Origin of the sequence: Ferribacterium limneticum, assembly GCF_020510585.1 — a bacterium.
GTDB lineage: Bacteria > Pseudomonadota > Gammaproteobacteria > Burkholderiales > Rhodocyclaceae > Azonexus.
Genome location: NZ_CP075190.1, coordinates 818,715 through 844,596 on the forward strand (window position 1 = coordinate 818,715; position 25,882 = coordinate 844,596).

24 protein-coding genes are annotated in these 25,882 nt (G+C 60.8%); 15 read left to right on the plus strand and 9 right to left on the minus strand.

Annotated elements, in window-relative coordinates; all coding sequences use genetic code 11:
* Nucleotides 1-38 precede the first annotated feature (38 nt).
* The 3 genes from KI613_RS03925 to KI613_RS03935 all read left to right on the plus strand — a co-directional run bounded on the left by KI613_RS03925 (nucleotide 39) and on the right by KI613_RS03935 (nucleotide 2,130).
* Nucleotides 39-461 (plus strand): hypothetical protein, encoded by a 423-nt coding sequence (locus tag KI613_RS03925; RefSeq protein WP_226403911.1) that lies wholly within the window; start codon nucleotides 39-41, stop codon nucleotides 459-461.
* Nucleotides 462-512: 51 nt separating this feature from the next.
* Nucleotides 513-1,633, plus strand: a protein-coding gene (locus KI613_RS03930; RefSeq protein WP_226399398.1) for an IS3 family transposase whose coding sequence is annotated in 2 segments (ribosomal slippage) — nucleotides 513-759 and nucleotides 759-1,633 — 1,122 coding nt in all. Because the reading frame shifts where the segments join, the coding sequence is not laid out codon by codon here.
* 74 nt (nucleotides 1,634-1,707) lie between these two features.
* On the plus strand, nucleotides 1,708-2,130 hold the full coding sequence (locus KI613_RS03935) for a hypothetical protein (protein ID WP_226403912.1): 423 nt from the start codon (nucleotides 1,708-1,710) through the stop codon (nucleotides 2,128-2,130).
* 96 nt (nucleotides 2,131-2,226) lie between these two features.
* On the opposite strand, the gene KI613_RS21350 is transcribed toward KI613_RS03935, so the two are convergent.
* Nucleotides 2,227-2,613: a helix-turn-helix transcriptional regulator gene (locus KI613_RS21350; RefSeq protein ID WP_404826978.1), complete on the minus strand. Its 387-nt coding sequence runs from the start codon at nucleotides 2,611-2,613 to the stop codon at nucleotides 2,227-2,229.
* A gap of 432 nt (nucleotides 2,614-3,045) precedes the next feature.
* Here KI613_RS21350 and KI613_RS21210 point away from each other — a divergent pair, with 432 nt between their 5' ends.
* Genes KI613_RS21210 through ampD form a run of 4 tightly spaced genes read left to right on the plus strand, consistent with a single transcriptional unit; the run spans nucleotide 3,046 to nucleotide 6,768 of the window.
* Nucleotides 3,046-3,276 carry a PP0621 family protein gene (locus tag KI613_RS21210; protein ID WP_264181452.1) on the plus strand — a complete coding sequence of 77 codons (231 nt, stop codon included), beginning with the start codon at nucleotides 3,046-3,048 and terminating at the stop codon, nucleotides 3,274-3,276.
* Nucleotides 3,276-4,889 carry a two-component system sensor histidine kinase NtrB gene (locus KI613_RS03945; RefSeq protein WP_226403914.1) on the plus strand — a complete coding sequence of 538 codons (1,614 nt, stop codon included), beginning with the start codon at nucleotides 3,276-3,278 and terminating at the stop codon, nucleotides 4,887-4,889. The genes KI613_RS21210 and KI613_RS03945 overlap by 1 nt, the downstream gene beginning before the upstream one ends.
* Nucleotides 4,847-6,202: a sigma-54-dependent transcriptional regulator gene (locus KI613_RS03950; protein WP_310494838.1), complete on the plus strand. Its 1,356-nt coding sequence runs from the start codon at nucleotides 4,847-4,849 to the stop codon at nucleotides 6,200-6,202. Before KI613_RS03945 ends, KI613_RS03950 begins: the two co-directional genes overlap by 43 nt.
* Entirely contained in the window at nucleotides 6,202-6,768 is a 567-nt protein-coding gene (gene ampD, locus KI613_RS03955; RefSeq protein WP_226403915.1) for a 1,6-anhydro-N-acetylmuramyl-L-alanine amidase AmpD, read from the plus strand. The genes KI613_RS03950 and ampD overlap by 1 nt, the downstream gene beginning before the upstream one ends.
* Here the strand turns inward: ampD and KI613_RS03960 are convergent.
* Together KI613_RS03960 and KI613_RS03965 are read right to left on the minus strand one after the other, a co-directional pair.
* Complete coding sequence (locus KI613_RS03960; protein ID WP_226403916.1) at nucleotides 6,745-7,905, minus strand: pyridoxal phosphate-dependent aminotransferase; 1,161 nt, start codon at nucleotides 7,903-7,905, stop codon at nucleotides 6,745-6,747. The two genes, ampD and KI613_RS03960, sit on opposite strands and share 24 nt — an antisense overlap.
* A 73-nt stretch (nucleotides 7,906-7,978) precedes the next feature.
* A complete protein-coding gene (locus tag KI613_RS03965) occupies nucleotides 7,979-9,823 on the minus strand; it encodes a phosphoenolpyruvate carboxykinase (GTP) (protein ID WP_226403917.1) in 1,845 nt (614 codons plus the stop codon).
* A gap of 246 nt (nucleotides 9,824-10,069) precedes the next feature.
* On the opposite strand from KI613_RS03965, the gene KI613_RS03970 reads away from it, so the two are divergent.
* Both KI613_RS03970 and pbpG read left to right on the plus strand, forming a co-directional pair.
* A complete protein-coding gene (locus KI613_RS03970; RefSeq protein WP_226403918.1) occupies nucleotides 10,070-12,349 on the plus strand; it encodes an NADP-dependent malic enzyme in 2,280 nt (759 codons plus the stop codon).
* Nucleotides 12,350-12,452: 103 nt separating this feature from the next.
* Complete coding sequence (gene pbpG, locus KI613_RS03975; RefSeq protein ID WP_226403919.1) at nucleotides 12,453-13,520, plus strand: D-alanyl-D-alanine endopeptidase; 1,068 nt, start codon at nucleotides 12,453-12,455, stop codon at nucleotides 13,518-13,520.
* A gap of 38 nt (nucleotides 13,521-13,558) precedes the next feature.
* Here pbpG and KI613_RS03980 read toward each other — a convergent pair whose 3' ends face one another.
* A complete protein-coding gene (locus KI613_RS03980) occupies nucleotides 13,559-14,353 on the minus strand; it encodes an IclR family transcriptional regulator (RefSeq protein ID WP_404827003.1) in 795 nt (264 codons plus the stop codon).
* Between the two features lie 64 nt (nucleotides 14,354-14,417).
* Here KI613_RS03980 and KI613_RS03985 point away from each other — a divergent pair, with 64 nt between their 5' ends.
* Genes KI613_RS03985 through KI613_RS04005 form a run of 5 tightly spaced genes read left to right on the plus strand, consistent with a single transcriptional unit; the run spans nucleotide 14,418 to nucleotide 18,886 of the window.
* Complete coding sequence (locus tag KI613_RS03985) at nucleotides 14,418-15,149, plus strand: (Fe-S)-binding protein (RefSeq protein WP_226403920.1); 732 nt, start codon at nucleotides 14,418-14,420, stop codon at nucleotides 15,147-15,149.
* On the plus strand, nucleotides 15,149-16,591 hold the full coding sequence (locus tag KI613_RS03990) for a lactate utilization protein B (RefSeq protein ID WP_226403921.1): 1,443 nt from the start codon (nucleotides 15,149-15,151) through the stop codon (nucleotides 16,589-16,591). The genes KI613_RS03985 and KI613_RS03990 overlap by 1 nt, the downstream gene beginning before the upstream one ends.
* Before the next feature lie 2 nt (nucleotides 16,592-16,593).
* Complete coding sequence (locus KI613_RS03995) at nucleotides 16,594-17,292, plus strand: aldehyde dehydrogenase family protein (RefSeq protein WP_226403922.1); 699 nt, start codon at nucleotides 16,594-16,596, stop codon at nucleotides 17,290-17,292.
* The gene (locus tag KI613_RS04000) at nucleotides 17,292-18,248 is read left to right on the plus strand and encodes a D-2-hydroxyacid dehydrogenase (protein ID WP_226403923.1); all 957 of its coding nucleotides are present in this window, start codon (nucleotides 17,292-17,294) and stop codon (nucleotides 18,246-18,248) included. The genes KI613_RS03995 and KI613_RS04000 overlap by 1 nt, the downstream gene beginning before the upstream one ends.
* On the plus strand, nucleotides 18,245-18,886 hold the full coding sequence (locus KI613_RS04005) for a LutC/YkgG family protein (protein WP_226403924.1): 642 nt from the start codon (nucleotides 18,245-18,247) through the stop codon (nucleotides 18,884-18,886). The genes KI613_RS04000 and KI613_RS04005 overlap by 4 nt, the downstream gene beginning before the upstream one ends.
* On the opposite strand, the gene KI613_RS04010 is transcribed toward KI613_RS04005, so the two are convergent.
* Both KI613_RS04010 and KI613_RS04015 read right to left on the minus strand, forming a co-directional pair.
* Entirely contained in the window at nucleotides 18,883-20,517 is a 1,635-nt protein-coding gene (locus KI613_RS04010) for a methyl-accepting chemotaxis protein (protein ID WP_226403925.1), read from the minus strand. The two genes, KI613_RS04005 and KI613_RS04010, sit on opposite strands and share 4 nt — an antisense overlap.
* A complete protein-coding gene (locus KI613_RS04015; protein ID WP_226403926.1) occupies nucleotides 20,510-23,071 on the minus strand; it encodes a sensor domain-containing protein in 2,562 nt (853 codons plus the stop codon). Before KI613_RS04015 ends, KI613_RS04010 begins: the two co-directional genes overlap by 8 nt.
* Nucleotides 23,072-23,304: 233 nt before the next feature.
* On the opposite strand from KI613_RS04015, the gene KI613_RS04020 reads away from it, so the two are divergent.
* The gene (locus KI613_RS04020) at nucleotides 23,305-23,520 is read left to right on the plus strand and encodes an RNA-binding S4 domain-containing protein (RefSeq protein ID WP_226403927.1); all 216 of its coding nucleotides are present in this window, start codon (nucleotides 23,305-23,307) and stop codon (nucleotides 23,518-23,520) included.
* 96 nt (nucleotides 23,521-23,616) lie between these two features.
* Here the strand turns inward: KI613_RS04020 and KI613_RS04025 are convergent, their stop codons facing one another.
* From KI613_RS04025 to KI613_RS04035, 3 genes are read right to left on the minus strand one after another with little or no spacing between them, the layout of a single operon-like run.
* A complete protein-coding gene (locus tag KI613_RS04025) occupies nucleotides 23,617-24,174 on the minus strand; it encodes a 1-acyl-sn-glycerol-3-phosphate acyltransferase (protein WP_226403928.1) in 558 nt (185 codons plus the stop codon).
* Between the two features lie 4 nt (nucleotides 24,175-24,178).
* Nucleotides 24,179-24,823, minus strand: a complete 645-nt coding sequence (locus KI613_RS04030) for a DUF47 domain-containing protein (protein WP_226403929.1) — start codon at nucleotides 24,821-24,823, stop codon at nucleotides 24,179-24,181.
* On the minus strand, nucleotides 24,820-25,863 hold the full coding sequence (locus KI613_RS04035; RefSeq protein ID WP_226403930.1) for an inorganic phosphate transporter: 1,044 nt from the start codon (nucleotides 25,861-25,863) through the stop codon (nucleotides 24,820-24,822). The genes KI613_RS04030 and KI613_RS04035 overlap by 4 nt, the downstream gene beginning before the upstream one ends.
* Nucleotides 25,864-25,882 lie beyond the last annotated feature (19 nt).

Below are 25,882 nucleotides of genomic sequence, written 5' to 3' on the forward strand. Positions count from 1 at the left end.
CTACAATGATTTCGTGCGAACGAAATTGCTGAGGGAGTATGGCTGATCTTGAAATGCCCAAGCGTCGTGGCCGACCGGCAACTTATGCCAGTGCAGCTGAGCGCGCTAGCGCTTGGAGGCAACGGCAAAAGGAGTTGATTGCACAGGCGCAGCAACCAGCCGAGCCTGTTGTGATCGAGAAAGTAGTAGAGAAAGTGATCGAGGTGCCCGTTCCCCCTGGCCTTGGCGAGCGGGTAGGCGGGGCCAAAACCAAGGCGCAAGCATCTAGGCTATTCGCGGTACTGCAGGATAACTTTGGCGCCTACGGCGGCGAAGAGTCCGCCAAGCGATTAGGTGCCAATGCCGCTAAGGCAGCCGGTACGGCGCGTGAGATTCTCCGTATGCTGGATCACAAAGCCAATATTCCTAATACCGAACAGAGTTTCCTGCGCGATATAGTTGAATTGAGGTGCCCCCAATAAACAGTGCCACGGGGAATTTAGTAAAGTCCGTTTTCGAGAAGGAGAATGGACTTGAAGAAGCGGTTTTCAGAAGAGCAGATCATCGGTTTCTTGCAGCAGGCGGAAGCCGGAATACCGATCAAGGAGCTGTGCCGGCAACATGGCTTCAGTGACGGATCGTTCTACAACTGGCGAGCGAAGTTCGGCGGGATGACGGTTCCGGATGCCAAGAGGCTGAAGGAGCTCGAAGCCGAGAATGGCAAGCTCAAGCGGCTGCTGGCCGAATCGATCCTCGATGCGGAGGCGCTGAAAGCGGCTTTAGGCCGAAAACGCTGAGCCCCCAGCAAAAGCGTGAGGCAGTCATGGTGATGCAGGAATCGACGAAGATTTCCGAACGCCGTGCCTGCCAGCTGGTGGGTCTATCGCGCACGGTGCTGCACTACGCGTCAAAGGCGCAGCCAGAGAATGAGCAATTACAGGCCAGACTGGTCGAACTCGCCGGAGAGCGGCGCCGGTTCGGCTATCGGCGCCTGCACGCTCTGGTTCGACGGGAAGGTGTTGCGGTCAATCACAAACGACTCTATCGGCTCTACAGCGATGCCGGCCTGACGGTCAGGCGGCGCAAGAGGCGGCATGGTGTCGCGGTCGAACGGCAAGCACTTGAGCTGCCCTCGGGTCCGAACGAGGTCTGGTCGATGGATTTTGTCAGTGATGCCTTGGCCAGCGGCCGACGAATCAAGGTGCTGACCATCGTCGATGATTTCAGCAAGGAATCTGTCGATCTGGCAGTCGACTTCGGCATCTCGGGGCATTACGTCACGCGGGTGCTTGATCAGGCAGCCCGGTTCCGTGGCTACCCCAAGGCCATCCGGACCGACCAAGGGCCTGAATTTACCGGCAAGGCACTCGACCAGTGGGCTTGTCAGCATGGCGTTCAGCTCAAACTGATCCAGGCAGGCAAACCGACCCAGAATGCTTTCATCGAGAGCTTCAATGGCCGATTCCGGGACGAGTGTCTGAATGACCACTGGTTTACGAGTCTGGCTGAGGCTCGTATCCTGATCGCTGTCTGGCGCCGGGATTACAACCAGCACCGGCCCCACAGTGCGCTGGGTTACCAAACTCCGGCAGAGTTTGCGGCCAAGCATCGGACAACGCGTTCCGACCTGCCGGCCGTGGAAGAGTGTCTTTAGCAGTGCAACCCAAGGACTTTTACTAAAAGGCCCTTGGCACTAAATCCGGGGGCACCTCAGAATTCTTCGAATCGATGAATGGGTTGCTCCGGACTGCCCAAGGTAAAGCCAAGCTGGCAAACGCACATGCTGAAGTGGAATCGAAAGTTAGACGGGAAATCGAGATCACGGAGGCTGTTCGCCTGACGTTTGGCGAGACCATTGACCCCCCAACAGTTCGGGCAATGGCCGAAGCCTTATTGGCGTATTCCGATCCCGAGGCTATCAATGCAGAAACCAAGCGGCTCGGGGTTGATCGGGTGTGTTTCTTCATAAGCCGGAAATACGAATTGAAAGCGGCGCTTAAGCGTAATGACCTCCCGAAGGTTGTCCTGCTGGTGGCGGAAATCCGTCTGGCGGTTGGTGAGCAAGGCCGACTATCAAATCATCGTGGTAAAACCGACTATGATGTGGGTTGGGCCGACTTTGTTAGATTTCGTGCGAACGAAAATCGCTGACATCAACGAAGGCTGAATATTTGTTTTCTATTGTTGGAAGCGAGTTTGAGCTTGATCGCTGTACGGGCTAGTTGCCCGTGGCAAACTTCCGAGCCTTCAGTTGGACAGGAATGCTCGGGGTCTGCCCCGGCGTGGCAGCGTGTTTTCTGGTTGGCGGCATTGCTGAACGCCAAACAGGTTGTCCTGCCAAGAGCGAAATGCTTCTGGGTGCCAATACACCCTTCGCCCGATACTCGTGGGCGGTGGCAGTGTCCCGTCGGCAATCCAATTATCGATAGTACGTTTTGAGACGGAGAGCAGTTCCGCGGCGGCTTCCTTTGTGACCAATTTTTGAGGTTGGAGGGTATCCATGCTGAGCATCCAAAACTCAGTATAGGGAGTGCATGAACATAACAGCCAACCAAAAGTCAAAAATGCCAATGTTCTATTTTTGTGCGATTTTGTGCTCCAATCGTGTGCCAATGCTCCAGAAAAATCGTGCATTTTGTTGCATGTAGTTGCACGTTGCTGCACAATAGGTCACTGAATTTACGTCGTTTTTATTTTTGTACCGTATGGCTAAAGGCGGCCAAAACGGGTTCGGGACGCAGGGGTCGCAAGTTCGAATCCTGTCACTCCGACCAAAACACTGCAAAGAAAAAGCACTTAGCCATCCCTCGGGGTGGCTTTTTGCTTTCTGGATTCAGCCTTTTAATGCTCCTTCGAGCCTCCTCATCGCTTATCAGTGTGACTCATAGGAGACAGTCGGGTTACCGACTGCCTAAATTCAGACAATCACTTTCTGGTCGCAGTCCGCTGCCAGATTGTCCGGGTGCCTGCATTCGTATCTTCGGAGAAGCGGGCAGGGTATTGAAGTGTGGTAAAAATAGAAGCTTACGGATTTTTCGTAAGCTTTTTTTGTATCCGGGATAAACGATGAAATACCTGCTTTTGTTTGCCTTCCTGGCGATAGTCTGGTGGTTATGGTCCAAGCGTCAGGTGACGGGGGGCTCTGATGCCTCGCCGCAGCAGGATCCAGCACCTGAGAAAATGGTGGCCTGCGCACATTGTGGCGTGCACCTGCCCGAGAGTGAGAGCATCGTAGGGGGGAATCGGGTCTATTGCAGCGAAGCACATCGCTTGGCGGCTAGCGACACGGAGCATTGATGCGGAACTGGCTTTCTTCGACCTGGGAGGCCAACTGGCGTTCATTCCAGTATTTCAACCTGTACCGGCTGGTGTTGGCTGCGCTGTTTTTTCTGGCCATTGTATTTCCCCACGACTGGACGGCCCGCCTAAATTTGCTGCCTTCCCCGTTGATGTTCGGGCTGACTGGCGGATACATGCTGGTCACGGTCGCGGGCTTGTTACTGGCAACGCATTGGCAGCGGCGGTTCAACAGCCAGTTGTCGGCTCAGATGGTGGTCGATGTCGGCGTCGTCAGCTCGTTGATGTACTTGGCGGGCGGTGTCAGCAGTGGATTGAGCGTGTTGCTGCTGGTGTCGCTGGCGGCGGCCAGCCTGGTTGGACGCGGGCGCCTGGTCTTGTTCTATGCGGCGCTTGCGACGTTGGCAATTTTGCTGACCCAGATATACGGGATTGTTACCAAAGATTTTGACGAATCGTCGATTGTTCAGGCCGGGTTAATTTCCGCCGGTTTCTTCGCAACCGCGATACTTGCCCGGTTGCTTGGGCAGCGGGCGATGGTAAACGAGGATCTGGCGCGCCGACGCGGCGAGGCGCTCGGTAACCAGATACTGATCAGCCAACGTGTTGTGGAGCGAATGCAGGACGGTGTGCTGATCATTGCCAAGCGTGGTGTGGTGAGTCATTGCAATCCGGTCGCCAGGGCAATGCTGGGCCTGCCAGGAGAGGACGGGCAAGTCGAGTTGGCCGAGCAGGCGCCGATCCTGGCGCGCGCACTGCAGGCATGGGATAAGGATGGCGGCGATGAAGGCCTGCATTTTTGCGGTGCGGACGGGCGTGAATTGCGGGCGCGGTTCGAACGGACGGCGAGTTTAGATGGTGAAGTACTGGTTTTTCTTGACGACGTCGGGCGTATCAAGGAGCGTGCCCAGCAGTTGAAATTGGCCTCTTTGGGCCGGTTGACCGCAAGCATTGCCCACGAAATCCGCAACCCTTTGTCGGCCATTGGCCATGCCGGCGAGTTGCTGCGCGAGGAACGTCGCGGCGAGATGCAGGATCGCCTTTTGCGTATTCTCAACGACAATGTGATTCGGCTTGACCGAATTGTCGGCGATATTCTTGAATTGGGTCGCCAGAGCCGGGCCGAGCCCGAGTTGCTGCGTGCCGACGAGTTTTGTGTCAGCTTTGTCGAGCATTTCAACGCGACAGAAAGCCTGTCGCCTGGCATCGTCCAGCTTAAAGAGATGTCGCCGCTCAATATCTGCTTTGATCGCTCCCATTTGCATCAGGTGTTGTGGAACCTCGTCAGCAACGCGCTGCGCCATTCGAGCCGAGGCCCTGGGGCTGTCCGGATCGAACTGGGCAGCAGCCATGGCGACGGCCGGGTAGAATTGCATGTGATCGATGACGGCCCCGGCGTTCCGGAAAACGTACGTGAGCAGATTTTCGAGCCATTCTTCACGACGCATACGCAGGGAACGGGTTTGGGCCTGTTCATCGCTCGCGAATTGTGTGCGACCAACGGGGCGAGCCTGGCGCTGGCGGAGTCGTTAGCCGGGGCGCATTTTATTGTTGCAGGGAGAAATGACAAGTGTCTGTTGCCAGAACCGAACGGCGCCCGCGCGGCGAAATGAGCCGGGTCCTCGTCATTGACGACGAGGCGGATATTCGCGAACTGATCGATCTGACGCTGGTCCGCATGGGGCTGGCTACAGTGTGCGTCGGCTCGGTTGCCGAGGCGCGGGCTGCCCTCGATAGCGATGTCTTTCAGCTTTGCCTGACCGATATGCGCCTGCCGGATGGCGATGGTCTGGAGATTGTTCGCTGTATTACCGAACATCATCAGCAGACGCCGGTGGCCGTGATTACTGCTTACGGCAGTGCGGAAAATGCAGTGGCTGCCCTGAAGGCCGGTGCCTTCGATTATTTGGCCAAGCCGGTGGGCCTTGAGCAGTTGCGCGCCCTCGTCAAGTCGGCACTGCGTCTGCCGGGTGGCGGGCAGGATAGCGAGAATCCGCTGCAGTCTCTGATCGGCGATTCGCCAAGCATGCAACAGGTACGGGCGATGATCGAAAAGCTGGCGCGTAGCCAGGCGCCAATTTATATTTCCGGAGAGTCGGGTAGCGGCAAGGAACTGGCGGCACGGCTGATCCATGGCCGAAGCGCGCGGGCGGCCGGCACTTTTGTCCCGGTGAACTGCGGGGCGATTCCGGAAAACCTCATGGAAAGCGAGTTCTTTGGCTATCGCAAAGGCGCCTTTACCGGTGCCGATAGTGAGCGCGAGGGCTTTTTCCAGGCCGCCCATGGTGGCACGCTATTCCTTGATGAAGTCGCCGATCTGCCGCTGGCCATGCAGGTCAAGCTGTTGCGCGCCATTCAGGAAAAGCGCGTGCGCAAGGTGGGGAGCGTTGCCGAGGAGCCGGTCGATGTCCGGATCATCTGTGCCACGCACAAAAATCTGCGTGAGCTGGTGGACCGGGGCGCCTTCCGTCAGGACTTGTATTACCGGCTAAATGTCATCGAGCTACGGATGCCGCCGTTGCGCGAGCGTATGGAGGATATCGTGCCGCTGGTCGATGCCATCCTGCGCCGGGTCTTCGGCGATGCGCCACCCAAGCTGTCGAGCGGTGCGGTCAAGGCGCTGTCGTTTTACTCCTTTCCGGGCAATGTCCGCGAACTGGAAAATATTCTCGAGCGGGCAACGGCGCTTTGTTCTGGTGACCTGATTGAGGTCGAGGACTTACATCTTGGCCCGGAAGAGATGTCAGGAGTCGAGGATCAAGGGCGTGGCAGTGAAACGCTCGACGAATACCTCAATCGCCTCGAGCGTCAGGCCATTCTCGAAGCCCTGCAGAAAGCCGAAGGCAACCGCACCGCGGCAGCTCGCCTACTCGGGGTGACCTTCCGCTCGATGCGCTATCGTCTTGAGCGCTTGGGCATCGAGTGATGTCGTGGCAGCCTGATGGTTGGCTGGATGGGGTGGGCTGGCTGCCTTCTCCCAACTTTGGTGAGCGGCCGGCTGGCGAGCCAGTGTCGCTGGTGGTCATTCACAACATCAGCCTGCCGCCTGACGAGTTCGGTGGTGACTGGGTCGAGGATTTTTTCCTTAATCGGCTCGATCCTACGGTCAACCGGTATTTTTCGACAATTTTCAAATTGCAGGTCTCGGCCCATTTTTACGTTCGACGCGATGGCCGGGTCGTCCAGTTCGTCGGCTGCGACCAGCGGGCCTGGCATGCCGGGCAGTCGTGCTGGTGTGAGCGTGACAACTGCAACGACTACTCGGTCGGTATCGAACTGGAAGGCTCGGATACGCAGCCGTTCACGGCCGAGCAGTACGCGGCCCTGTGGGGTGTGCTCGATGCCTTGCGCGCGCGTTACCCGATTGCGGCCATCGCCGGCCATTGCCACATCGCGCCCGGACGGAAGACCGATCCCGGGCCATATTTCGACTGGCCGGCTTTGAAAACGCGCTATCCGGATGTGGACTTACCGGCCGAAATAACGGCTTAGGCGTTCCGCCGCTTCGGCCAGCCGGGCTACATCTGTCGTGTAGGCGAAGCGGATATATTTTTCCGGTTCGTTGCTGCCGAAATCAAGGCCGGGTGTTGCGGCAACTCCGGTTTTCTCCAGCAAATCCTTGGCCAGCGTGTAGCTGTCATCGGCCAGCGCCGAACAGTCGCAATAGAGATAGAAGGCGCCTTCAGGACGGGCGGTGACGCGAAAGCCGATCTGCTCCAGCGCCGGGGCGAGGAAGTCGCGGCGGCGACGAAACTCGGCACGTCGGATTTCGAGGAGGGCGATGGTTTCCGGCTCGAAGGCTGCCAGCGCGCCGTACTGGGCGGGTGTCGAGGGGCAGAGTGTCAGGTTCTGCGCCAGTTTTTCGACGTCGCGCAGGTAGGGCTCAGGGATGACCATCCAGCCCAATCGCCAGCCCGTCATCTGAAAATACTTGGAAAAGCTGTTCAAAACCCAGATATCGTCGCCGGCGGAGCAGGCCGTTGGGGCGTCGATTTCGTAGGTCAGCCCGTGGTAAATCTCGTCGACCAGAAAATGCCCGTTGTTCTCGCGGCAAACCTCGGCCAAGGCCTCGATCTCGGCCAGCGTTAGCAGGGTGCCTGTCGGGTTGGCCGGCGAGGCGACGAGCAGACCGGCGGTGCTCGGCTTCCAGTGCTGACGAAGCAATTCCGGTGTCGGCTGAAAGTTGGTTTCGGGGCCGACCGGGATGTTCTGCGGTCGCCCGTCAAAAGTGCGCAAAATATGGCGATTACACGGGTAGCCCGGATCGGTCAGCAACCACTCGCTGCCGGGATCGGCCAGGCAGGCAAAAGCCAGATTCAAGGCACCGGAGGCGCCATTGGTCACGGCAATGCGACTGGCCGGTACGCTAACGCCGTAGCGTTTGTGGTAAAAGGCGCTGATCGCTTGACGCAATTCCGGCAAACCAAGCGCCTCGGTATATTTCGTTTTTCCGCTTTTTATCGCGTTGACCGCAGCATTCGTGATGGGCTCCGGTGTCGGGAAGTCCGGTTCGCCGACTTCCATGTGAATGATGTCGCGCCCTTCGGCTTCGAGCTGGCGGGCGCGGGTCAGCAGTTCGACGACGTGGAAGGGTTCAATGTCGGCAAGGCGTTGGGCGGGGCGATACATGCGGCTCTCCAAAACAGAACGGCCACCGGGTTTGGCGAACCCCGGTGGCCGTTCATCAAAGCACTAGCTTAGATCAGGCTGCGCTCTTGAACAGCGCCATTTCGAACAGTTCGCGCTTCAGGGTGAATTCGCGCGGCAACTTTTCGCCCATCTTGTCGAACCACTCCTTGTGGCCGGCTAGTTCGGATTTCCAGGCATCGGCGTCAATGTTGGTCAGGCCTTCGAATTCAACCTTGGTGATGTCCAGACCGGTCCAGTCGATGTCTTCGAATTTCGGCATCCAGCCCAGTGCGGTTTCCTTGGCAGCAACCTTGCCCTTGCAACGCTGAACGATCCACTTCAGGACGCGCATGTTGTCGCCGAAGCCCGGCCACATGAATTCGCCCTTTTCGTTCATGCGGAACCAGTTCACGCAGAAGATCTTCGGAGCGGCATCGACGGTCTTGCCCATCTTCAACCAGTGGTTGAAGTAGTCGCCCATGTGGTAACCGCAGAACGGCAGCATGGCGAACGGGTCGCGGCGGACAACGCCTTGCTGGCCGAAGGCGGCCGCAGTGGTTTCGGAGCCGAGGGTGGCGGCCATATAGACGCCGTAGTTCCAGTTGAAGGCTTCGTATACCAGCGGCACGGTGGTAGCGCGACGGCCGCCGAAGATGAAGGCGGAAATCGGCACGCCGGCCGGGTCTTCCCAGGCGGCATCAACGGACGGGCACTGGCTGGCCGGCGCGGTGAAGCGCGAATTGGCGTGGGCGGCCTTCTTGCCGGCCTTGCCGTCTGCCGGCGTCCAGTCGTTGCCTTGCCAGTCGATCAGGTGATCCGGCGCCTGCTTGGTCAGGCCTTCCCACCACACGTCGCCATCATCGGTCAGAGCGACGTTGGTGAAAATGATGTTTTCCTTCAGCGTGGCCAGCGCGTTGAAGTTGGTCTTTTCCGAGGTGCCCGGAGCGACCCCGAAGAAACCGGCTTCCGGGTTAATGGCGTAGAAACGGGTGGTGCCATCCGTGTCGACACGCGGCTTGATCCAGGCGATGTCGTCGCCGATGGTGGTGATCTTCCAGCCGTCCAAGGTCTTCGGCGGGATCAGCATGGCAAAATTGGTCTTGCCACAGGCCGACGGGAAAGCGGCCGCAACGTAGTTCTTTTCACCCTCCGGCGATTCAACGCCGAGGATGAGCATGTGTTCGGCCAGCCAGCCTTGATCGCGTGCCATGTTGGAGGCAATGCGCAGGGCGAAGCACTTCTTGCCGAGCAGGGCGTTGCCACCGTAGCCGGAACCGTAGGACCAGATTTCGCGGGTTTCCGGGTAATGCACGATGTACTTGACGGTCGGGTTGCACGGCCACTTGCTGTCTTGCTGGCCGGCTTCGAGCGGGGCGCCGACGGAGTGGATGCAAGGCACGAACTCGCCATCGCTGCCGAGCACATCAAAGACGGCCTTGCCCATGCGGGTCATCGTGCGCATGTTGGTGACGACGTAGGCCGAGTCGGTAATTTCGAAACCGATGTGGGCGATTGGCGAACCGAGCGGACCCATGCTGAATGGGATGACGTACATCGTACGGCCCTTCATGCAGCCCTTGAACACGCCGTTCAGGGTGGTACGCATGACGGCAGGATCTTCCCAGTTGTTGGTCGGGCCGGCGTCCTCTTTTTTGGCTGAGCAGATATAGGTGCGGTCTTCGACGCGGGCGACGTCGGAAGGGTCCGAGCAAGCCAGGTAGGAGTTCGGGCGCTTGGCATCGTTGAGCTTAACGAAAATGCCGGCCTCTACCATTTCACCGCACAGGCGGTCATACTCTTCCTGCGACCCGTCGGCCCAGTAGATTCGGTCTGGCTGGGTCAGTTCGGCGATTTCGGCAACCCATTGTTTCAGGGCTTCGTGTTTGACGTATGCAGGGGCGTTCAGCGGTGCGGTCATGGCGGTGTCTCTCTCCAAGTGGCTGATATTAGATAAGTTTCACGCCAGTCGCCGGGAGCTGCTGCCAAGACTTCGAGCGGCGCTGAGGCCGTCGGCTGGGAAGCCCGTAATTATGCATCAAAGTAGGGTAAACATCCACTTGACTTAACTGGGCTACGTGATTTCCACGGGTGAAAGCGCTGGTGTTGCATGGTATTATGTTCCGCGATTTGAAATTGCATTTCACAATACAAAATGGAGACAATCATGGATTCTCGGCAACTACGTGAAGCAGCGCTCTACTATCACCGCGAGCCCAAGCCGGGCAAGATCGCGGTCACCCCGATCAAACAGCTTACAAATCAATACGATCTGTCGATGGCCTACTCCCCCGGCGTGGCCTTCGCCTGCGAGGAAATCGTCGCCGATCCGCGCGAAGCCAGCACGCTGACTTCGCGGGCCAATCTGGTTGGCGTCATCACCAACGGCACGGCCGTTCTCGGCCTCGGTGCCATTGGTCCGCTCGCTGCCAAACCGGTCATGGAAGGCAAGGGCGTCCTGTTCAAGAAGTTCGCCAACATCGACGTCTTCGATATCGAAATCGAAGAGCGCGACCCCGACAAGCTGATCGACACCATCGCCTCGCTCGAGCCGACCTTCGGCGGCATCAATCTGGAAGACATCAAGGCCCCCGAGTGCTTCTACATCGAGAAGAAGCTGCGCGAGCGCATGAAGATCCCCGTCTTCCATGACGACCAGCACGGCACGGCGATTGTTGTCGGTGCCGCCATCCTCAATGGCCTGCATCTGATCGGCAAGGATTTGTCCAAGGTCAAGATCGTTACTTCCGGCGCGGGCGCTGCCGCCCTGGCCTGTCTCGACCTGCTGGTCATGCTCGGCGCGCCGCCCAGCAATATCTGGGTGACCGATATCAAGGGTCTGGTCTATGAAGGCCGTATTGAAGAGATGGATGAAATCAAGGCACGCTACGCCAAGGTGACGGATGCCCGGACGCTCGGCGAAGTGATCGCCGATGCCGATGTCTTCCTTGGCCTGTCGGCCGGTGGCGTGCTGAAGCCGGACATGGTCGCCAAGATGGCGGCTAACCCGCTGATCATGGCGCTGGCCAACCCGACGCCGGAAATTACGCCAGAACTGGTCAAGAGCGTTCGTAACGACGCCATTATTTGTACCGGCCGCTCGGACTATCCGAATCAAGTTAACAACGTGCTGTGCTTCCCCTTCATTTTCCGCGGCGCGCTTGATGTCGGCGCGACGACCATTACCGAGGAAATGAAGATGGCTGCCGTCAAGGCCATTGCCGAACTGGCCCGCGCCGAGCAATCCGAGGTCGCCGCCCGCGCCTATGGTGAAAAGGTCGCCAGCTTTGGTCCTGAGTACCTAATCCCGAATCCGTTCGACCCGCGCCTGATCGTCAAGATCGCACCGGCTGTCGCCAAGGCCGGTATGGATTCCGGTGTCGCGACGCGGCCGATCAAGGACTGGGATGCTTACATCCAGGGCTTGAACGAATTTGTTTACCACTCCGGCATGATCATGAAGCCGGTCTTCTCGCAGGCCAAGATGGCGCCGAAGCGCATCGTCTTTGCCGAGGGCGAGGATGAGCGCGTGCTGCGTGCCGTGCAGGTGATTCGCGATGAAGGCATCGCCAGCCCCATCCTGATCGGGCGGACCAGCGAAATCAATCGCAGCATCGAGGCAGCTGGTTTGCGCATCCGTGAGGGCGAGGATTTCGAGGTTATCCACGGCGATAACTGCGCCTTCTTCGACGAGCATTTCGAGGAATTCGCGACCACCTATCACCGCCTGATGGAACGCAAGGGCGTTTCGCCCGAATTTGCCCGCAGAGAAATTCGTCGTCGCGCCACGCTGTACGGTTCGTTGATGGTTCACCTCGGCTATGCCGACGGGCTGATTTGCGGGACCTTCGGCCGCCATGAGACACACCGTGACTACGTCGAAAGCGTCATCGGCAAGCAGCAAGGGGTGGATCGTTGCTACGCGATGAATCTGCTCATGCTACCCGGCCGCACGGTGTTCATTGGTGACACCTACGTCAATTACGACCCAACAGCTGAGCAGCTAGCCGACATGACCCTGCTCGCCGCTCAGGAAATCCGCAATTTCGGTATCCAGCCCAAGGTGGCGCTGCTCTCGCATTCGACCTTCGGCACGGCAAACACACCGACCTCGCTGAAAATGCGTGAGGTGCTGGCAATTCTCAACCAGCGGGCACCGGATCTCGAAGTCGAAGGTGAAATGCACGGGGACGCGGCGCTCGATGAACGCATCCGCCAGAGTGCCTTCCCGAACTCCCGGCTCAAGGGGCAGGCCAACCTGCTGGTCATGCCGACGCTGGATGCTGCCAACATCTCGTTCAACCTGCTGAAAGTGGCCGCCGGTGACAACCTGACCATCGGCCCCATCCTGCTCGGCGCGGCCAAGCCGGTCAATATCCTGACGCCGACCGCGACGGTGCGACGGATTGTCAATATGACGGCACTGACCGTGGTTGATGCCGTATAAGTGCATTCTTAAGTTATTCTTGTATCTATCTATTTTTATTGATATTTCACGGCCTCCTGCTAAACTAAGGTAAAATCCGCGCGATGTTGGCAGGAGGTGGTGAATGAAGCACAAATTGAAGGCAGCCTTGCTGGCCGTAGCCATGCTGGGACTTGGCGCCCAAATGCCGCTGGCGGCGGCGCCGGCCAATAAGGCAGAGCCACAGACGGCGAAAAAAGGTCACGTGACGGCAGCCAAAAAGGCGCCCGCGCAAGCCAAGTCGGCGGCAGAAAAATCGCCCCGGAAACTGGCTCGGAAGGCTGTTCCGGGCAAGAAGGCATCAGCTAGCGATGCAAGGAAATCACAGGTTGCGCACGGGTTGTCGGGAAGGCATGCTCGCCATGCCTCCATGGCCGATATGGATCCGGGACGTTTGGCGCTCTATTCAGCTTCGGCCTTGGTCATCGATCAAAGCAACGGTCAGGTAATGCTGGAGAAACAACCGGACATGGTGGTGCCGATTGCCTCGATCTCCAAACTGATGACGGCGATGGTGGTGCTCGATGCCAAGCTTGATCTGCAGGAAGTCATCGCCATTGGCGACGACGATGTGGACGGCCTCAAAGGCACGCGTTCCCGCTTGCCGGTCGGCACGACGATGACGCGTGAAGCAGCCATGCTGCTGGCGCTGATGTCCTCGGAAAACCGCGCCGCGCACGCGCTGGGCCGGCACTATCCGGGCGGCATGCATGCGTTTGTCCTGGCGATGAACAAAAAGGCCCAGGCCTTGGGTATGTACAACAGTCGCTTCGAAGAGCCGACGGGGCTTTCCAGCAACAACGTGTCGACCGCGCATGATCTGGCTCGCATGGTCGCTGCGGCGGCACGCTATCCGGAAATCCGCAATTTTTCGACGACGGCGGAAGCCAAGGTTGAGTTGAACGGGCACATCCGTGACTTCCACAATACCAATGCGCTGGTGCGCAGCGACAACTGGGAAATCGGTGTTTCGAAGACCGGTTACATTTCCGAAGCCGGTCGTTGTCTGGTCATGCAGGCCAGGGTGGCTGACCGCCCGGTAGTCATCGTGCTGCTCGATTCACAGGGCAAGATGACGCGGGTCGGCGATGCAAACCGGATCAAGCGCTGGATGGAAAGCGCCAGTGTGACGGTGGAGCGCCGCCGGGTCTGATAGCCTGACTGTGCACCAAAGGCCGCCGTGTGCGGCCTTTATTTTTTTGGGCCGGTGTAGCCGAGGGTTTGCGAGACGGCGTCGGCTGTCTGCTTGACCAGACGAGCCCAGTCGGGATCGTGCCGGTCGGCTGGAGCAGAAACCGAAAGAGCCGCTACGACGTTGCCTTCATCGTCATGGATGGGGGCGGCGACGCACTTGAGGCCAAGTTCGGCTTCTTCATCGTCGTAGGCGACGCCGTGGCGACGCACCTTGTCGAGTTCCTTTTCGAGCGCGACAAGGGTGGTCAGCGAATGCGGTGTCTTGCCCGGCAGCCCGGTCCGCTTGGCGTAGTCGCGCACTTTTTGCGAGCTTTCGGCTGCGAGGAAGAGCTTGCCGAGCGAAGTCAGATGCAGTGGGGCGCGGCCGCCGACCAGATAGACAACACGGACCAGGGCGCGACCCGAGGAGGTGCGTTCGAGATAGACGATTTCGTCTTCGTGACGGGCGCCGAGATTGATCGCCTCGCCAATTTTCTCGTGCAATTCCTGCATGAAAGGCAGGGCGACTTCCCGCATGTTGATGCGGGATTTGACGATGCCGCCGAGTTCCAGCAGGCGGATGCCGAGGCGATAGCTGCCGGAGTCATCGCGTTCGACGAAGCGAGCGGCGCTCATGGCGGCCAGGATGCGGTGCGCAGTCGACGGATGGAGTTCGGTGGCCTGGGCCAGATGCTTGAGGCTTGCCGAGTCGGGGGACGTGGCGAGAGCGTCGAGCAGCGACATCATGCGCTCGATGACCTGGATGGTGCCTGGCGTTTTGGCCGGCCCGCTGGCAGCTTCGGACAACTGGATTCCTTTATTGGTGTGCTTTGAGTAGCATTAGCCACTTCGTTTTCTTGTGCGCCGCAATATTAGCATGCGCTTAGCCCTCTACGTCACCTGTCTGGTCGATCTGATGCGTCCTTCAGTCGGCTTTGCCGCCTTGCGCTTGCTCGAAGCGACTGGCGCCGAGGTTGTTGTGCCGGAGGGCCAGACGTGCTGCGGTCAACCAGCCTGGAGTGCCGGAAATCGGCCGCTTGCCGTCGCTCTGGCGAAGAAGGCGATGGCCGAGCTGGAGGCTTACGATGCCGTGGTGATTCCGTCCGGATCGTGCGCCGACCAGATACGGAATGTCTATCCGCAGTTGTTTGCTGACGATCCGCACTGGGCCGGGAGAGCGCGGGTGCTGGCCGAGCGGACGCATGAGCTGACGAGCTTTCTGGCCGACGTCATGAAGAGCGATTTCGCCGCGCCCGACTTCGCCGGCAGCGTCACCTACCACGACGCCTGCAAGGGCCTGCGCGGCCTGGGCATCAAGCATCAGCCGCGTGAACTGCTGCTCAAGGTACGCGGCCTGAGCCTCAAGGAAATGCCCGATTGCGAGGAGTGCTGCGGCTTTGGTGGCGCGTTTTCGGTCAAATTTGGCGAGGTGTCGACCCAGATTGTCGACCGCAAATGCGATGCGATAGCGGCCGCCGGGGCCGATGCCGTGGTCGGCGGCGACCTCGGCTGCCTGATCAATATCGAAGGCCGTATGCGCCGGCGCGGCAACGAGACGACGCGCGTTTTGCACATTGCCGAAGTACTGGCCGGCGGGGGCGAAGGCTGATGTTGGCAGCCGGTCGTTCGCAAGCCATGCATTTTCACGCCAGGGCCGGGGAAAAAGTCCGGAATGCCGTGCTGCAACGCGCTTTGCAGAAGGCCAAGCCGCTATTTGTCGGTAAGCGCGCCAAGGGCATCGCTTCGCTGGCCGAGGATGGCCTCGATTTCGAAATGCTACGGTCAACCGGAAAAAACATCCGAAATCGAAATCTCGCCGATCTCGATGTCTGGCTCGATATTTTCGAGGAGCGGGCCACGGCGACCGGCGCCGAGGTGCTGTGGGCGCGCGATGGTGCCGAGGTCAGCCGGTTGGTCGTCGACATCGCCCGTCGCCATGGCGTGAGCAAGGCGGTCAAGTCGAAATCGATGCTCTCCGAGGAGGCGCATCTCAACGAGGCGTTGGCCGCTGCCGGCATCCGCCCGGTCGAGACCGACCTCGGCGAATACATCGTCCAACTGGCCGGCGAGACACCGTCGCATATCATTGCGCCGGCCGTGCACAAGACAATCGGCGAGATTGAGGCGCTGTTTGCCACGGAGCATGGTCGGCCGCTCGAAACGCGGACCTCGGCCGATATCCCGGCCATGGCGCAAGAGGCCCGCGCCGTGCTGCGCCAGCATTTCCTGAGCGCTGAGATTGGCATTTCCGGTGCCAATTTCCTGATTGCCGAAACCGGCAGCGCGGCGCTCGTCACCAACGAAGGCAACGGCCGCATGGTGACGACGCTGCCGAAAGTCCATGTGGTGATCACCGGCATCGAGAAAGTTGTCCCGACGCTGGAAGACTTTGCGACGCTCATGCGCCTGCTGCCACGTTCGGCCACCGGCCAGTCGATCTCCAATTATGTCTCGCTGCTGACCGGTACCAAGCGCGAAGGCGACCACGACGGTCCGGAAAAAACCGTCTTCATCCTCGTCGACAACGGCCGGGCCAACCTGCTCGGCTCCGACTACCAGGACATGCTGCGCTGCATTCGCTGCGGCGCCTGCATGAATCACTGCCCGGTCTATTTTTCGCTCGGTGGCCACGCCTACGGCTGGGTCTATCCCGGCCCCATGGGTTCGGTGCTGACGCCGCTGTACACAGGCATCGAGAACGCCCTCGACCTGCCGCACGCCTCCACCGGCTGCAACCAGTGCGGCGCCGTCTGCCCGGTCGACATTCCGCTGCCTGCCCTCATGCATCGCCTGCGCGAGGAACAGAACGAGCGCGGCCTGCGCCCGTGGTCCGAGCGGCTGGCGCTCAAGGCCTGGGCCTGGGTGGCCGGTCGGCCGGCGCTCTACCGCTGGTTCGCCCGGCGCGCGGCGCGCTACCTCAACTGGCTGGCCGACGGCAGCGGCCGCATCCGCATTTTTGGCCTGGCCCCGGAGTGGACCGCAGGACGCGATCTGCCGGTATCCTCCGGCCGGACATTTCACGAACTTTACTCAGCAAGAAAGAAGCCCTGAACATGGAATTTGCCGCCGAAGGCCCGAAAGCCATCCCCCTGTGGATCAACGGTCATGCCTTTTTGACTGTGACCGACGCCTTTTTTGACGTGACCAATCCGGCCACCGGCGAGGCGATTCGTCGCGTGCCGCTGTGTGGGGCGAGCGAGGCGGCCGAGGCCGTCGCTGCGGCGCAGGCGGCGCAGCCGGCGTGGGCGATGATGGGCATGCCGGCGCGGCGCCTTTGCCTGGTGGCGCTGGGCGATGCGCTCGACAGCTATACCGGGCACTTCGCCAAACTGCTGATGCAGGACTGCGGTTTCGACGAAGCACGGGCCATCGCTGAAGTCGGCGAGGCGGTCGCCGCCTTGCATGGCGCTTCGGTCGGCGAAACCGGGATTTTCGGCTTGGTCCTCGATGCCTCGCGGCCCTTGGCTGGCCTGGCCGAAATCGTTGCGCCGGCGCTCATGGCCGGCGCAACGGTGGTTGTCAAGCCGAGCCCGAAGGCGCCGTCGGCGGCCTACGCCCTGTGCGAACTCTCCGGGCGAGCCGATTGGCCAGCCGGCGTGCTTAATTTGTTGCAGGGCGATACGGCGGCGATCGAAGGCTTGTGCGCCGCCGGCATTGATCGGCTTGTCTATGCCGGCCACGCGGCCCTCGGCGTTCAAGTTGGTGCGATTGCCGAAACGGCCGGTACGCCTTTCGAGATGAAAGCCACCTGATGCTGCGTATCGTCCAGCTCGAAGGCGAATCGCTGATTGCCGAGGTTCGGCGGCCGGCTTTCGCCCACGACTGGGTCGAGCATGCCAAAACGGCACCGGCCCAGGTCATCGAGCGTCTGGCCGGGGCGACGATAGCCATCACCAACAAGGTGGCGATCGATGCCGCTGCCGTCGCCGCGCTGCCCGATCTCAAAATGATCGCCGTCTCGGCGACCGGCACCAACAACGTTGATCTCGAGGCCTGCCGGGCGCGTGGCATTATTGTTTCCAATATCCGCGGCTATGCGGTGCACACCGTGCCCGAGCACGTCATGGCCCTGCTCCTGGCTCTCTCGCGTAACCTCGTCGCCTGGCGCGAAACCCTGCTGGCCGGCGGCTGGCAGCGTTCCGAACAATTCTGTCTGTTCGATCATCCGATCCGCGACCTGCACGGCGCGACGCTTGGCCTGATCGGCAGCGGCACGCTGGGCAACGGCGTGGCGCGGCTGGCCGAAGCCTTCGGCATGCGCGTCCGGCGCGCCGAGCGCAAGGGGGCGACGGTCGTTCGCCCTGGCTACACGGCATTCGCCGAGGTACTGGCTGAGTCGGATGCGATCAGCCTGCATTGCCCGCTGACGGCTGACACCCTCAACCTGATCGGCGAAGCCGAGCTGCGCGCGATGAAGCGTTCGGCCTTGCTCATCAACACGGCGCGCGGCGGTATCGTCGATGAACTGGCGCTGATCAGCGCCCTCAAGGAAGGCTGGATTGCTGGGGCTGGATTCGACGCGATTACTGCCGAGCCGCCACCGGCCAATCACCCGATGGTCGATCCGGCCCTGCTTGCCCTGCCCAATTTTTTGCTGACGCCGCATGTCGCGTGGTCGAGCCGGCCGGCCATGCAGACGCTGGCCGATCAGTTGATCGACAACATCGAAGCCTTCGTTGCCGGGGCGCCGAAGAACCGCGTGGCATGAGCGCTAAAGACGAGATTCTTGGGCGCGTCCGGCGCGGTGTCGGCAAGGATGATTTTGCCAAACGGCGGGCGGCTGCCATTGCTTCGTTGATATCAGCAGAGCGCGGGCCGCAGCCGGTGATGAACGCCGATCTCGTCGCTCGCTTCCGCGCCAAGGCCGAATACCTGGCGAGCACCGTCGCGGGCGTTGCCTCGCTGGCCGAGGTGCCGGCAGCGGTGGCGGCCTATCTTGCAGCGAAGGGGCTGGCCGGCGAGGCGGTGGCAACGGCCGATGTCGGCAGTCTGGACTGGGCGGGCAGCGGATTGAATGTCGCGGTACGTGCTGCGGTCGACGCCGATAAAACAGGCATTTCCGGCTGCTTCTGCGCCATCGCCGAAACCGGCACGCTGGTGCTGCTCTCCGGCCCGCAAACACCGGCCACGGTCAGCCTGCTGCCGGAAACCCACATCGCGCTGGTCGACGTTTCGCGTATCGTGGCGACCATGGAAGACGCCTTCGCGCTTCTCCGGACCGAACGTGGCAGCCTGCCACGCGCCGTCAATTTCATCTCCGGGCCTTCGCGCACCGGCGACATCGAACAAACCATCGTGCTCGGCGCCCACGGGCCGTGCCGGGTGCATCTGATCCTGATCGGCTAGATCCGGTACTGATTCACCGATTTGGTCATCCGCTCGACCAGTTCGGTCAGATAGTCTGTCGTATTCGTCGTCTGGCTGACCACCGCCATGTTCTGCTCGGTCATTGCGGCCACCCGTTCGACGCTTTGTGCCATCACCGTCATGCCTTGCTCCTGCTCGACGGATGAGTGGGAAATGTCGTTGACCATGCCGACCGTCAGGCTCATCTGGGTATTAATCTCCTGCAAGGCGTTTTGCGCCTCCTGGACGAGCTGGACGCCGCGCTCGACCTGCTGTGCGCCGTGGCGCATGGAGTCCACCGCCTTGCCGGTTTCGTGCTGCACCGACTGGGTCATTGCGGCAATTTCGCCGGTTGCCTTGGCGGTGCTTTCAGCCAGTTTGCGGACCTCGTCGGCAACCACGGAAAAGCCGCGGCCGGCATCGCCGGCGCGGGCGGCCTCGATGGCGGCATTGAGCGCCAGCAGGTTGGTCTGGTCGGCAATGCCTTTGATGACGCTGGTGATGCGGGATATTTCTTCCGATTGCTGACCGAGGCGCTCGACTTGAACGGCCGATCCCTTGACCGTATCGGCCAGCGACAGGATGGTGCTGCACGCCTGGGCCGAGAGTCGGGCGCCTTCCTCGGACAGAGCCGAAGCCTGGGCGGCAGCTTCCCGTGTCGAGCCGGCATGAGCCGCTACTTCGCCGATCGAGACGGTAATCTGTTCGATGCCGGCGGCTGCGGTGGCTGTGGCATCGCTCTGCACACGCGCCGATTCGCGAACATTGCCAACGCCTTCCTTGACCTCCGAGGCAACCCGATGCACTTGCGAAGCCGTGTCGGCCATGCCCTGCACGGTGGACTGGAAGGAGGAAATGACGCGGTCGATGTTGCCGACCATGTCGCCGACCAGGTCGTGCCGTCTATGCTCAATGCGCTGGCGCAGGTCGCCGCTGGCCAGCATTTTCTCGAGCGCCGTGAAAGTTTCGCCGAGATCGGTTTTCAGGCGTGGGGAGAAGGCGAGCAGGAAATTGAGACTGAGCACGATGCCGATGCCACTTATCGTCTGGAGCAGCGGGGTTAGCGCCGGACCCGGATTGAGGCTGCCGAGCAAAGCGACAAGGCTGAGCAGGCAGCCGAGAACGCCCATCAGCGGTAACTGGAAACCGAGGCCGGCAAAGCGGGTCAGCAGGGATTTTCGGGCCGCGACAACCCGGCCGTGCTTGACGGCGATTGACGTGTCGCCCTGGCGGATGCGCTGGTAGGCGCCCTCCGCCGCCTTGATTTCCTCGCGGCTGGGGGTGGTCCTGACCGACTGATAGCCGACAATCTGCCCGTCTTCCCTGATCGGCGAGGCATTGGCGACTACCCAGTAGTAGCCACCATCCTTGCGCCGGTTCTTGACCACGCCGCGCCAGGGACGGCCTGAGCGGAGGTCGTTCCACATGTCGGCAAAGGCTTCGGCCGGCATCTCCGGGTGACGTACCATGTTGTGGCTCTCGCCCAGCATCTCCTCGCGCCGATAGGCGCTGATCTGCGCAAAGGCCTCGTTGGCTTCGGTGATGATGCCCTTGAGATCGGTACGGGAGTAGATGAACTGGCCTTCCGGCAATCGTGTTTCAACGTTGGTGACAGGCAGGTTGTTACGCATGGCAGTTCTCTTCGATCGGGGTGGATTGTTTGGAGGATGGCCACAGGTCGACGGTCCCCAGCTCGTTCATCGGCGCATTGTTGCGGAGGAACAGCTCCGCTTGATCGGCCGGTAACGGTTTGCTGATCAGGTAGCCCTGGATTTTTTCGCAGCCGATGCTGAGCAGGAATTTCAGTTGCGCCTCGGTCTCGACGCCCTCGGCGACAACTTCCAGGCCGAGCTTGTGGGCGAGCAGCACGGTGACGTCGCAGATGTCGGCATCGTTGGGGTCGGACTCGATGTCCTTGACGAAGGAGCGGTCGATCTTCAGCGTGTGGATCGGCAACAGCTTGAGATAGGCCAGCGACGAATAGCCCGTGCCGAAATCATCAATCGACAGCGTCAGACCGCTGCTGCTCAGGGTTTTCATGACGCTGATCGATTCGTCCGGCGAGGCCATCGACATCGATTCGGTGACCTCCAGGTCGAGCCGGTCGGCGCTCAGGCCATTGCTGGCCAGCAGTTCGTGGATGCGGGCGGGCAACGTCTTGTCGAGAAACTGTCCGGTACTCAGGTTGATCGACATGCGGATATGGGTAATGCCTCTTGTCTGCCACGCCTTGAGCTGGCGGCAGGCTTCTTCGAGTACCCAGTCGCCGATGGCCGTGATCATCCCGCTCTCTTCGGCGATCGGGATGAAGTCGGCCGGCGAGACCAGGCCGCGGGTCGGGTGCTGCCAGCGGATCAGCGCCTCGACGCCGACGATGGTGCCGCTGCGCAGATCGAGCTGGGGCTGGTAGTAGAGCAGGAACTCGCCGCGGGTGATGGCCAGACGCAAGTCCGATTCGATGCTCATGCGTTCGGTCGTCGCAATGTTCATGTCCTCGGTGAAAAACTGGTAATTGCCGCGTCCCTTGGCCTTGGCGTGGTACATCGCGACATCTGCATTTTTCAGGAGGTCGCCGATTTCCGTGCCGTCTCCGGGATAGACGCAGATGCCGATGCTCGGCGAGGTTCGTAGCTCCTGGCCGTTGATCAGGTAGGGGGCGGAAATCTCGCGGGTGATTTTGTCGGCCAGGTGGGCCGCGTCGGCCGGCGAGCCGATGCCGGGCAGGGCGACAACGAATTCATCGCCGCCCAGACGGGCCACGATGTCGCTCTCGCGGACGGCCGCCGAGAGGCGCTGGGCAACCTGGATCAGCAATTCATCGCCGGCCTGGTGGCCGAGGGTATCGTTGATGCTCTTGAAGCGATCAAGATCTATCAGCATCAGGGCCAACTGCATCTGGTTGCGTTTGCAGAAGGCGACGGCCTGGTCGAGTTTTTCGTGCAGGCTGAAGCGGTTGGGCAGGTTGGTCAGCGTATCGTGGTGGGCGAGATGACGGATACGCTCCTGCGTCGCCTTGAGTTCCGAAATGTCGATAAAGCTGCCGATGTGGTTGCGAATTCGTCCTTCTTCATCGCGGACCAGCGAGATCGACAGCCATTTCGGGTAGGCCTCACCGGTTTTTCGCCGGTCCCACAACTCGCCCTGCCAGGCGCCATCCCGATGCAGACAGGTCCACATGTCGGAGAAAACGTCAGTCGGCGTGGTGCCGGCCGACAGCACGCGCGGATTTTTGCCGATCACTTCTTCCGGCAGGTAGCCGGTCAGCGTGGTGAAGGCCGGGTTGGTGGCGATGATCCGGTTGCTGGCGTCGGTCACGATGATGGCTTCGTTGCTGTTCGAGAAGACCATGGCCATGAGCTGGAGATGCGCCTCGCTCTGCTTGCGTTCCGAAATGTCTTGCACCGTGCCTTCGTAGCAAACGAACTCGCCCTTGGGGCCATATACGACGTGGGCGTTTTCGGAAATCCAGAGGCGCGAACCGTCGCGGCGGTAAACCTCCGACTCGAAATTGAGGACTGCGCCATCTTTTTCGATCAGCGCGAGAAACTCTTCCCGGCGATTGGGCTGGACGTAGAGCCGGCGTTCGATGTCAGCCAGGTCGGCGATCAGCGCCTGGGCATTGTCGTAACCATAAAGTTTCGCCAGCGCCGGGTTGGCGGCCAGGTAGCGGCCGTCGCGCGTGGACTGGAAGATGCCTTCGGAGGCATGTTCAAAAATTTGGCGGTAGCGCAACTCGGCCGCCTCCAGTGCTTCGAGCGTCAATCGTCGCGCCGTGATGTCCTCGATGAAGCCTTCGATCACGCTTTCGCCCAACTCGTCCCGGATCGCGATGCCGCGCTCGACGACCCATTTGACTTGCCCGGACTTGTCGGCGATCCGGTACTGGACGGCAAAACGCTGGCCGCTACGGATGGCGCCTTCGATACAATCGCGGACCAGCCCGCGGTCTTCCGGGTGGGTGATCTCTTCCCATGAAATCCCGGTCTTGCCGAGGATTTCGGAAGAGGCGTAGCCACATAGTTCGCGGCACCCGTCGCTGACGAAAACCATCGTCCAGCCAGCATCGTGGAGACAACGGTAGGCCATGCCCTCCAGGTTCTTGACCAGGGTGTCGAGAACTCGGGAGTGATTCAGTCGCGAAGGGGTGACGCCGTATTGATTGTGGCGTTTGGGACGAAAATGCACGGTAATGGCTGACGAATATGGAATATATGGTGACTTCAGCAAATATCGTACCTGCCATTAAAAATGGGGTTTTATGACGTTGGGGCGTCTTGATGGTGCTGTTTATGACGCGGCGCACCGCGATGAGGCGTATCCCTTCCCAACAGGAAGCAAAATGGCGATGGATATACAATGAGCGCCTTCGACAAGCGAGGCCATCCGCTCACTTGTCCCCGTTACCGACAGGAATACCCATGAGCATCACCTTTGCCATTCGCGGCGAATACATTCAACTGGACCAACTGCTCAAGGCCACCGGCTTGTGCGAGTCGGGCGGCGCAGCCCATGCAGCCATCGCCGAAGGGCGCGTCAAGGTCGATGCCGCGGTCGACACGAGAAAACGGGCAAAAATGAAACCCGGTCAGGTGGTCAGTTTCGCCGGCGAAGAAGTGGTACTCGTCGCCGAATAGGCGTCGTTCAAATCGTCACTCCCGCGCAGGCGGGAGTCCATGGCTGGACCGGATTCCCGCTTGTGTGGGTATGACTGTTACCGATTGCAGTAGGGCTTAGTCGAGCCAGCGGACCGGAGCGGCGAGTTCAGGGTGTTTGCCTTGTCGGCCTGCGTAGTGCGCGGCGATGGCAGCGATGTCGGCGGCTGGATCGCCGGTCATTGTCAGGTAGGTGAGGATGCCGGCTTCACGCCGTGAGTAATCGACGAAAGAAAGTGCCACGGGCACTTTGGCGGCTAGCGCGATGCGGTAGAAGCCGCTTTTCCAGCCATTGGTCAGGCTGCGTGTGCCTTCCGGGGCGATGACCAGCAGGAAGTTCGGGTTGGCGGCGAATTGGGTAGCCATTTCGGCGACGAAGCCGTTGCGCACGTCGCGCTGGATCGGGATGCCGCCGAGTCGGCGAAATATCCAGTCCAGCGGCCCGCGAAACAGGGCGTCCTTGGCCACCCAGCGGGCGTCGAGGCCGAGCGCCAGCTTGGTGAACAGGGCGATGACGCCATCCCAGTTCGAGGTGTGCGGGTAGCCGACCAGCACGGCGCGGGCCGGGCGCGCCGGTGGTTCGCTCACGGTCCAGCCGAAGAGTTTGAGCAGGCCGCGGGCCACGGGTTTCAGCACGGGCTCAGCACATTTTGACGACGATGTCGTGCAGGGTGTTGGCGCAATTGGCCATGCGGTCGGCGGCGTTGGACAGGTGGCGGTAGATTTCGCGGCGCTTGAACATGTGGATGTAGTCGTCGCCGACGAACAGTTCGGCGATGGCCCGGCGGTAGTTCTTTTCGACCCGGCGTTCGGCCTTGCGCGCGGCGTCGGCATCGGCTGCCGCGGCCGCCGGTTCCTTGGCCAGCCGGGCGTAGCCCTGGGACAGGGCATCGGCGCCGAGTTTGATGTGCATGGCCATTTCCAGGCAATGCTTGTCGGGTGCCAGGCAAAGGACTTCCATTTCGCTGACGGTGGTCTTGCAGTAATTGACGATTTCGTCGAGGTCGATGATGGCGCGGTAGAGATCTTCGCGGTCGATCGGCGTCGAGAATGCTTCGTTGAGCGTGTGCAGGTTGCGGATCTTGACGCGGTCGGCTTCGTGCTCGTCCTGGCGAATGAGCTGACCGACGCTCTGGTCGCCGGTTTCCATGAATTCGACTAGCCGGCCGGCGGTTATCCCGACATGCTGGCACTGCTCGGTGAGCAGCGTGAAGAAATCCGGCATTTTGGGGAAAACGCGCTCGAACAGGCGGCGGAAGACTGACTGATTGCTTTCTTCGCTCATGGCGTGCCTCCGATAAAAAGATTGATCAGCGCATAGGCCTGAATGGCGACGATGGCGGCGCCGGGAATGGTGATCAGCCAGGTCATCGCGATGTCCTTGGCCTTGGCCCAGCGCACGGCGCGCGGTCGCTCGGAGGCGCCGATGCCCATGATCGAGGTGGCGACGACGTGGGTGGTGGACACTGGGGCGCCGGCGATCGAGGCGGCCATGATGACGCCGGCCGAGGTCAGTTGCGAGCCGAGGGCGTGGATGGGGCGAACGCGGTAGATGGCGAAGCCGAGGGTGCGGACAATGCGCCAGCCGCCCGACATGATGCCGAGCGTGATGGCCGAGGCACAGGCGAGCATGACCCAGAACGGCACTTCGAAAGTCGGGATGAAGCCGCCGAGGAGCAGGACGAGGGTCAGGATGCCCATGCTTTTTTGGGCGTCGTTGGCGCCGTGCGAGAAGGCCAGGCCGGCGGCGGTGACGTATTGCAGGCCGCGCAGCCGCGAATTGGCAGCCGGGTTGGCGGCGACGAGCAGGGCGCTGAGCAGGCGGTGGACGAGAAAGCCGACCCAGAAACCAATAAGTGGCGAGAGAACCAGCGCGGCGAGTACCTTGACGATGCCGGTCAGATGTCCCTCGCCCAGTTCGGCAAAGCCCCAGGCGACATGGTCGGGGCCGACGGCGACGACAACGGCGCCGATCAGCCCGCCGACCAGGGCGTGCGACGACGATGACGGGATGCCGAAATACCAGGTGCCGAGGTTCCAGGCGATGGCGCCGAGCAACCCGCAGAGCAGGATCGATAGCGAAAGCACCGGCGCGACGCCGTCGAGGGCAACGAACTTGCCGATGGTGTTGGCCACCGCCGTGCCGCCGAGCAGCGGGCCGAGGAATTCGAATACGCCGACGATCAGCACGGCTTGCGCCGGAGTCATGGCGCGCGAGGCGATAACGGTGGCGACAATGTTGGCGGCATCGTGAAAACCGTTGGTGTAGTCGAACACCAGGACGATGACGACAGTGGCGACAGCGAGCAGGAAGAGGGTGTCCATGCGCTTCGGCCTGTGGAGG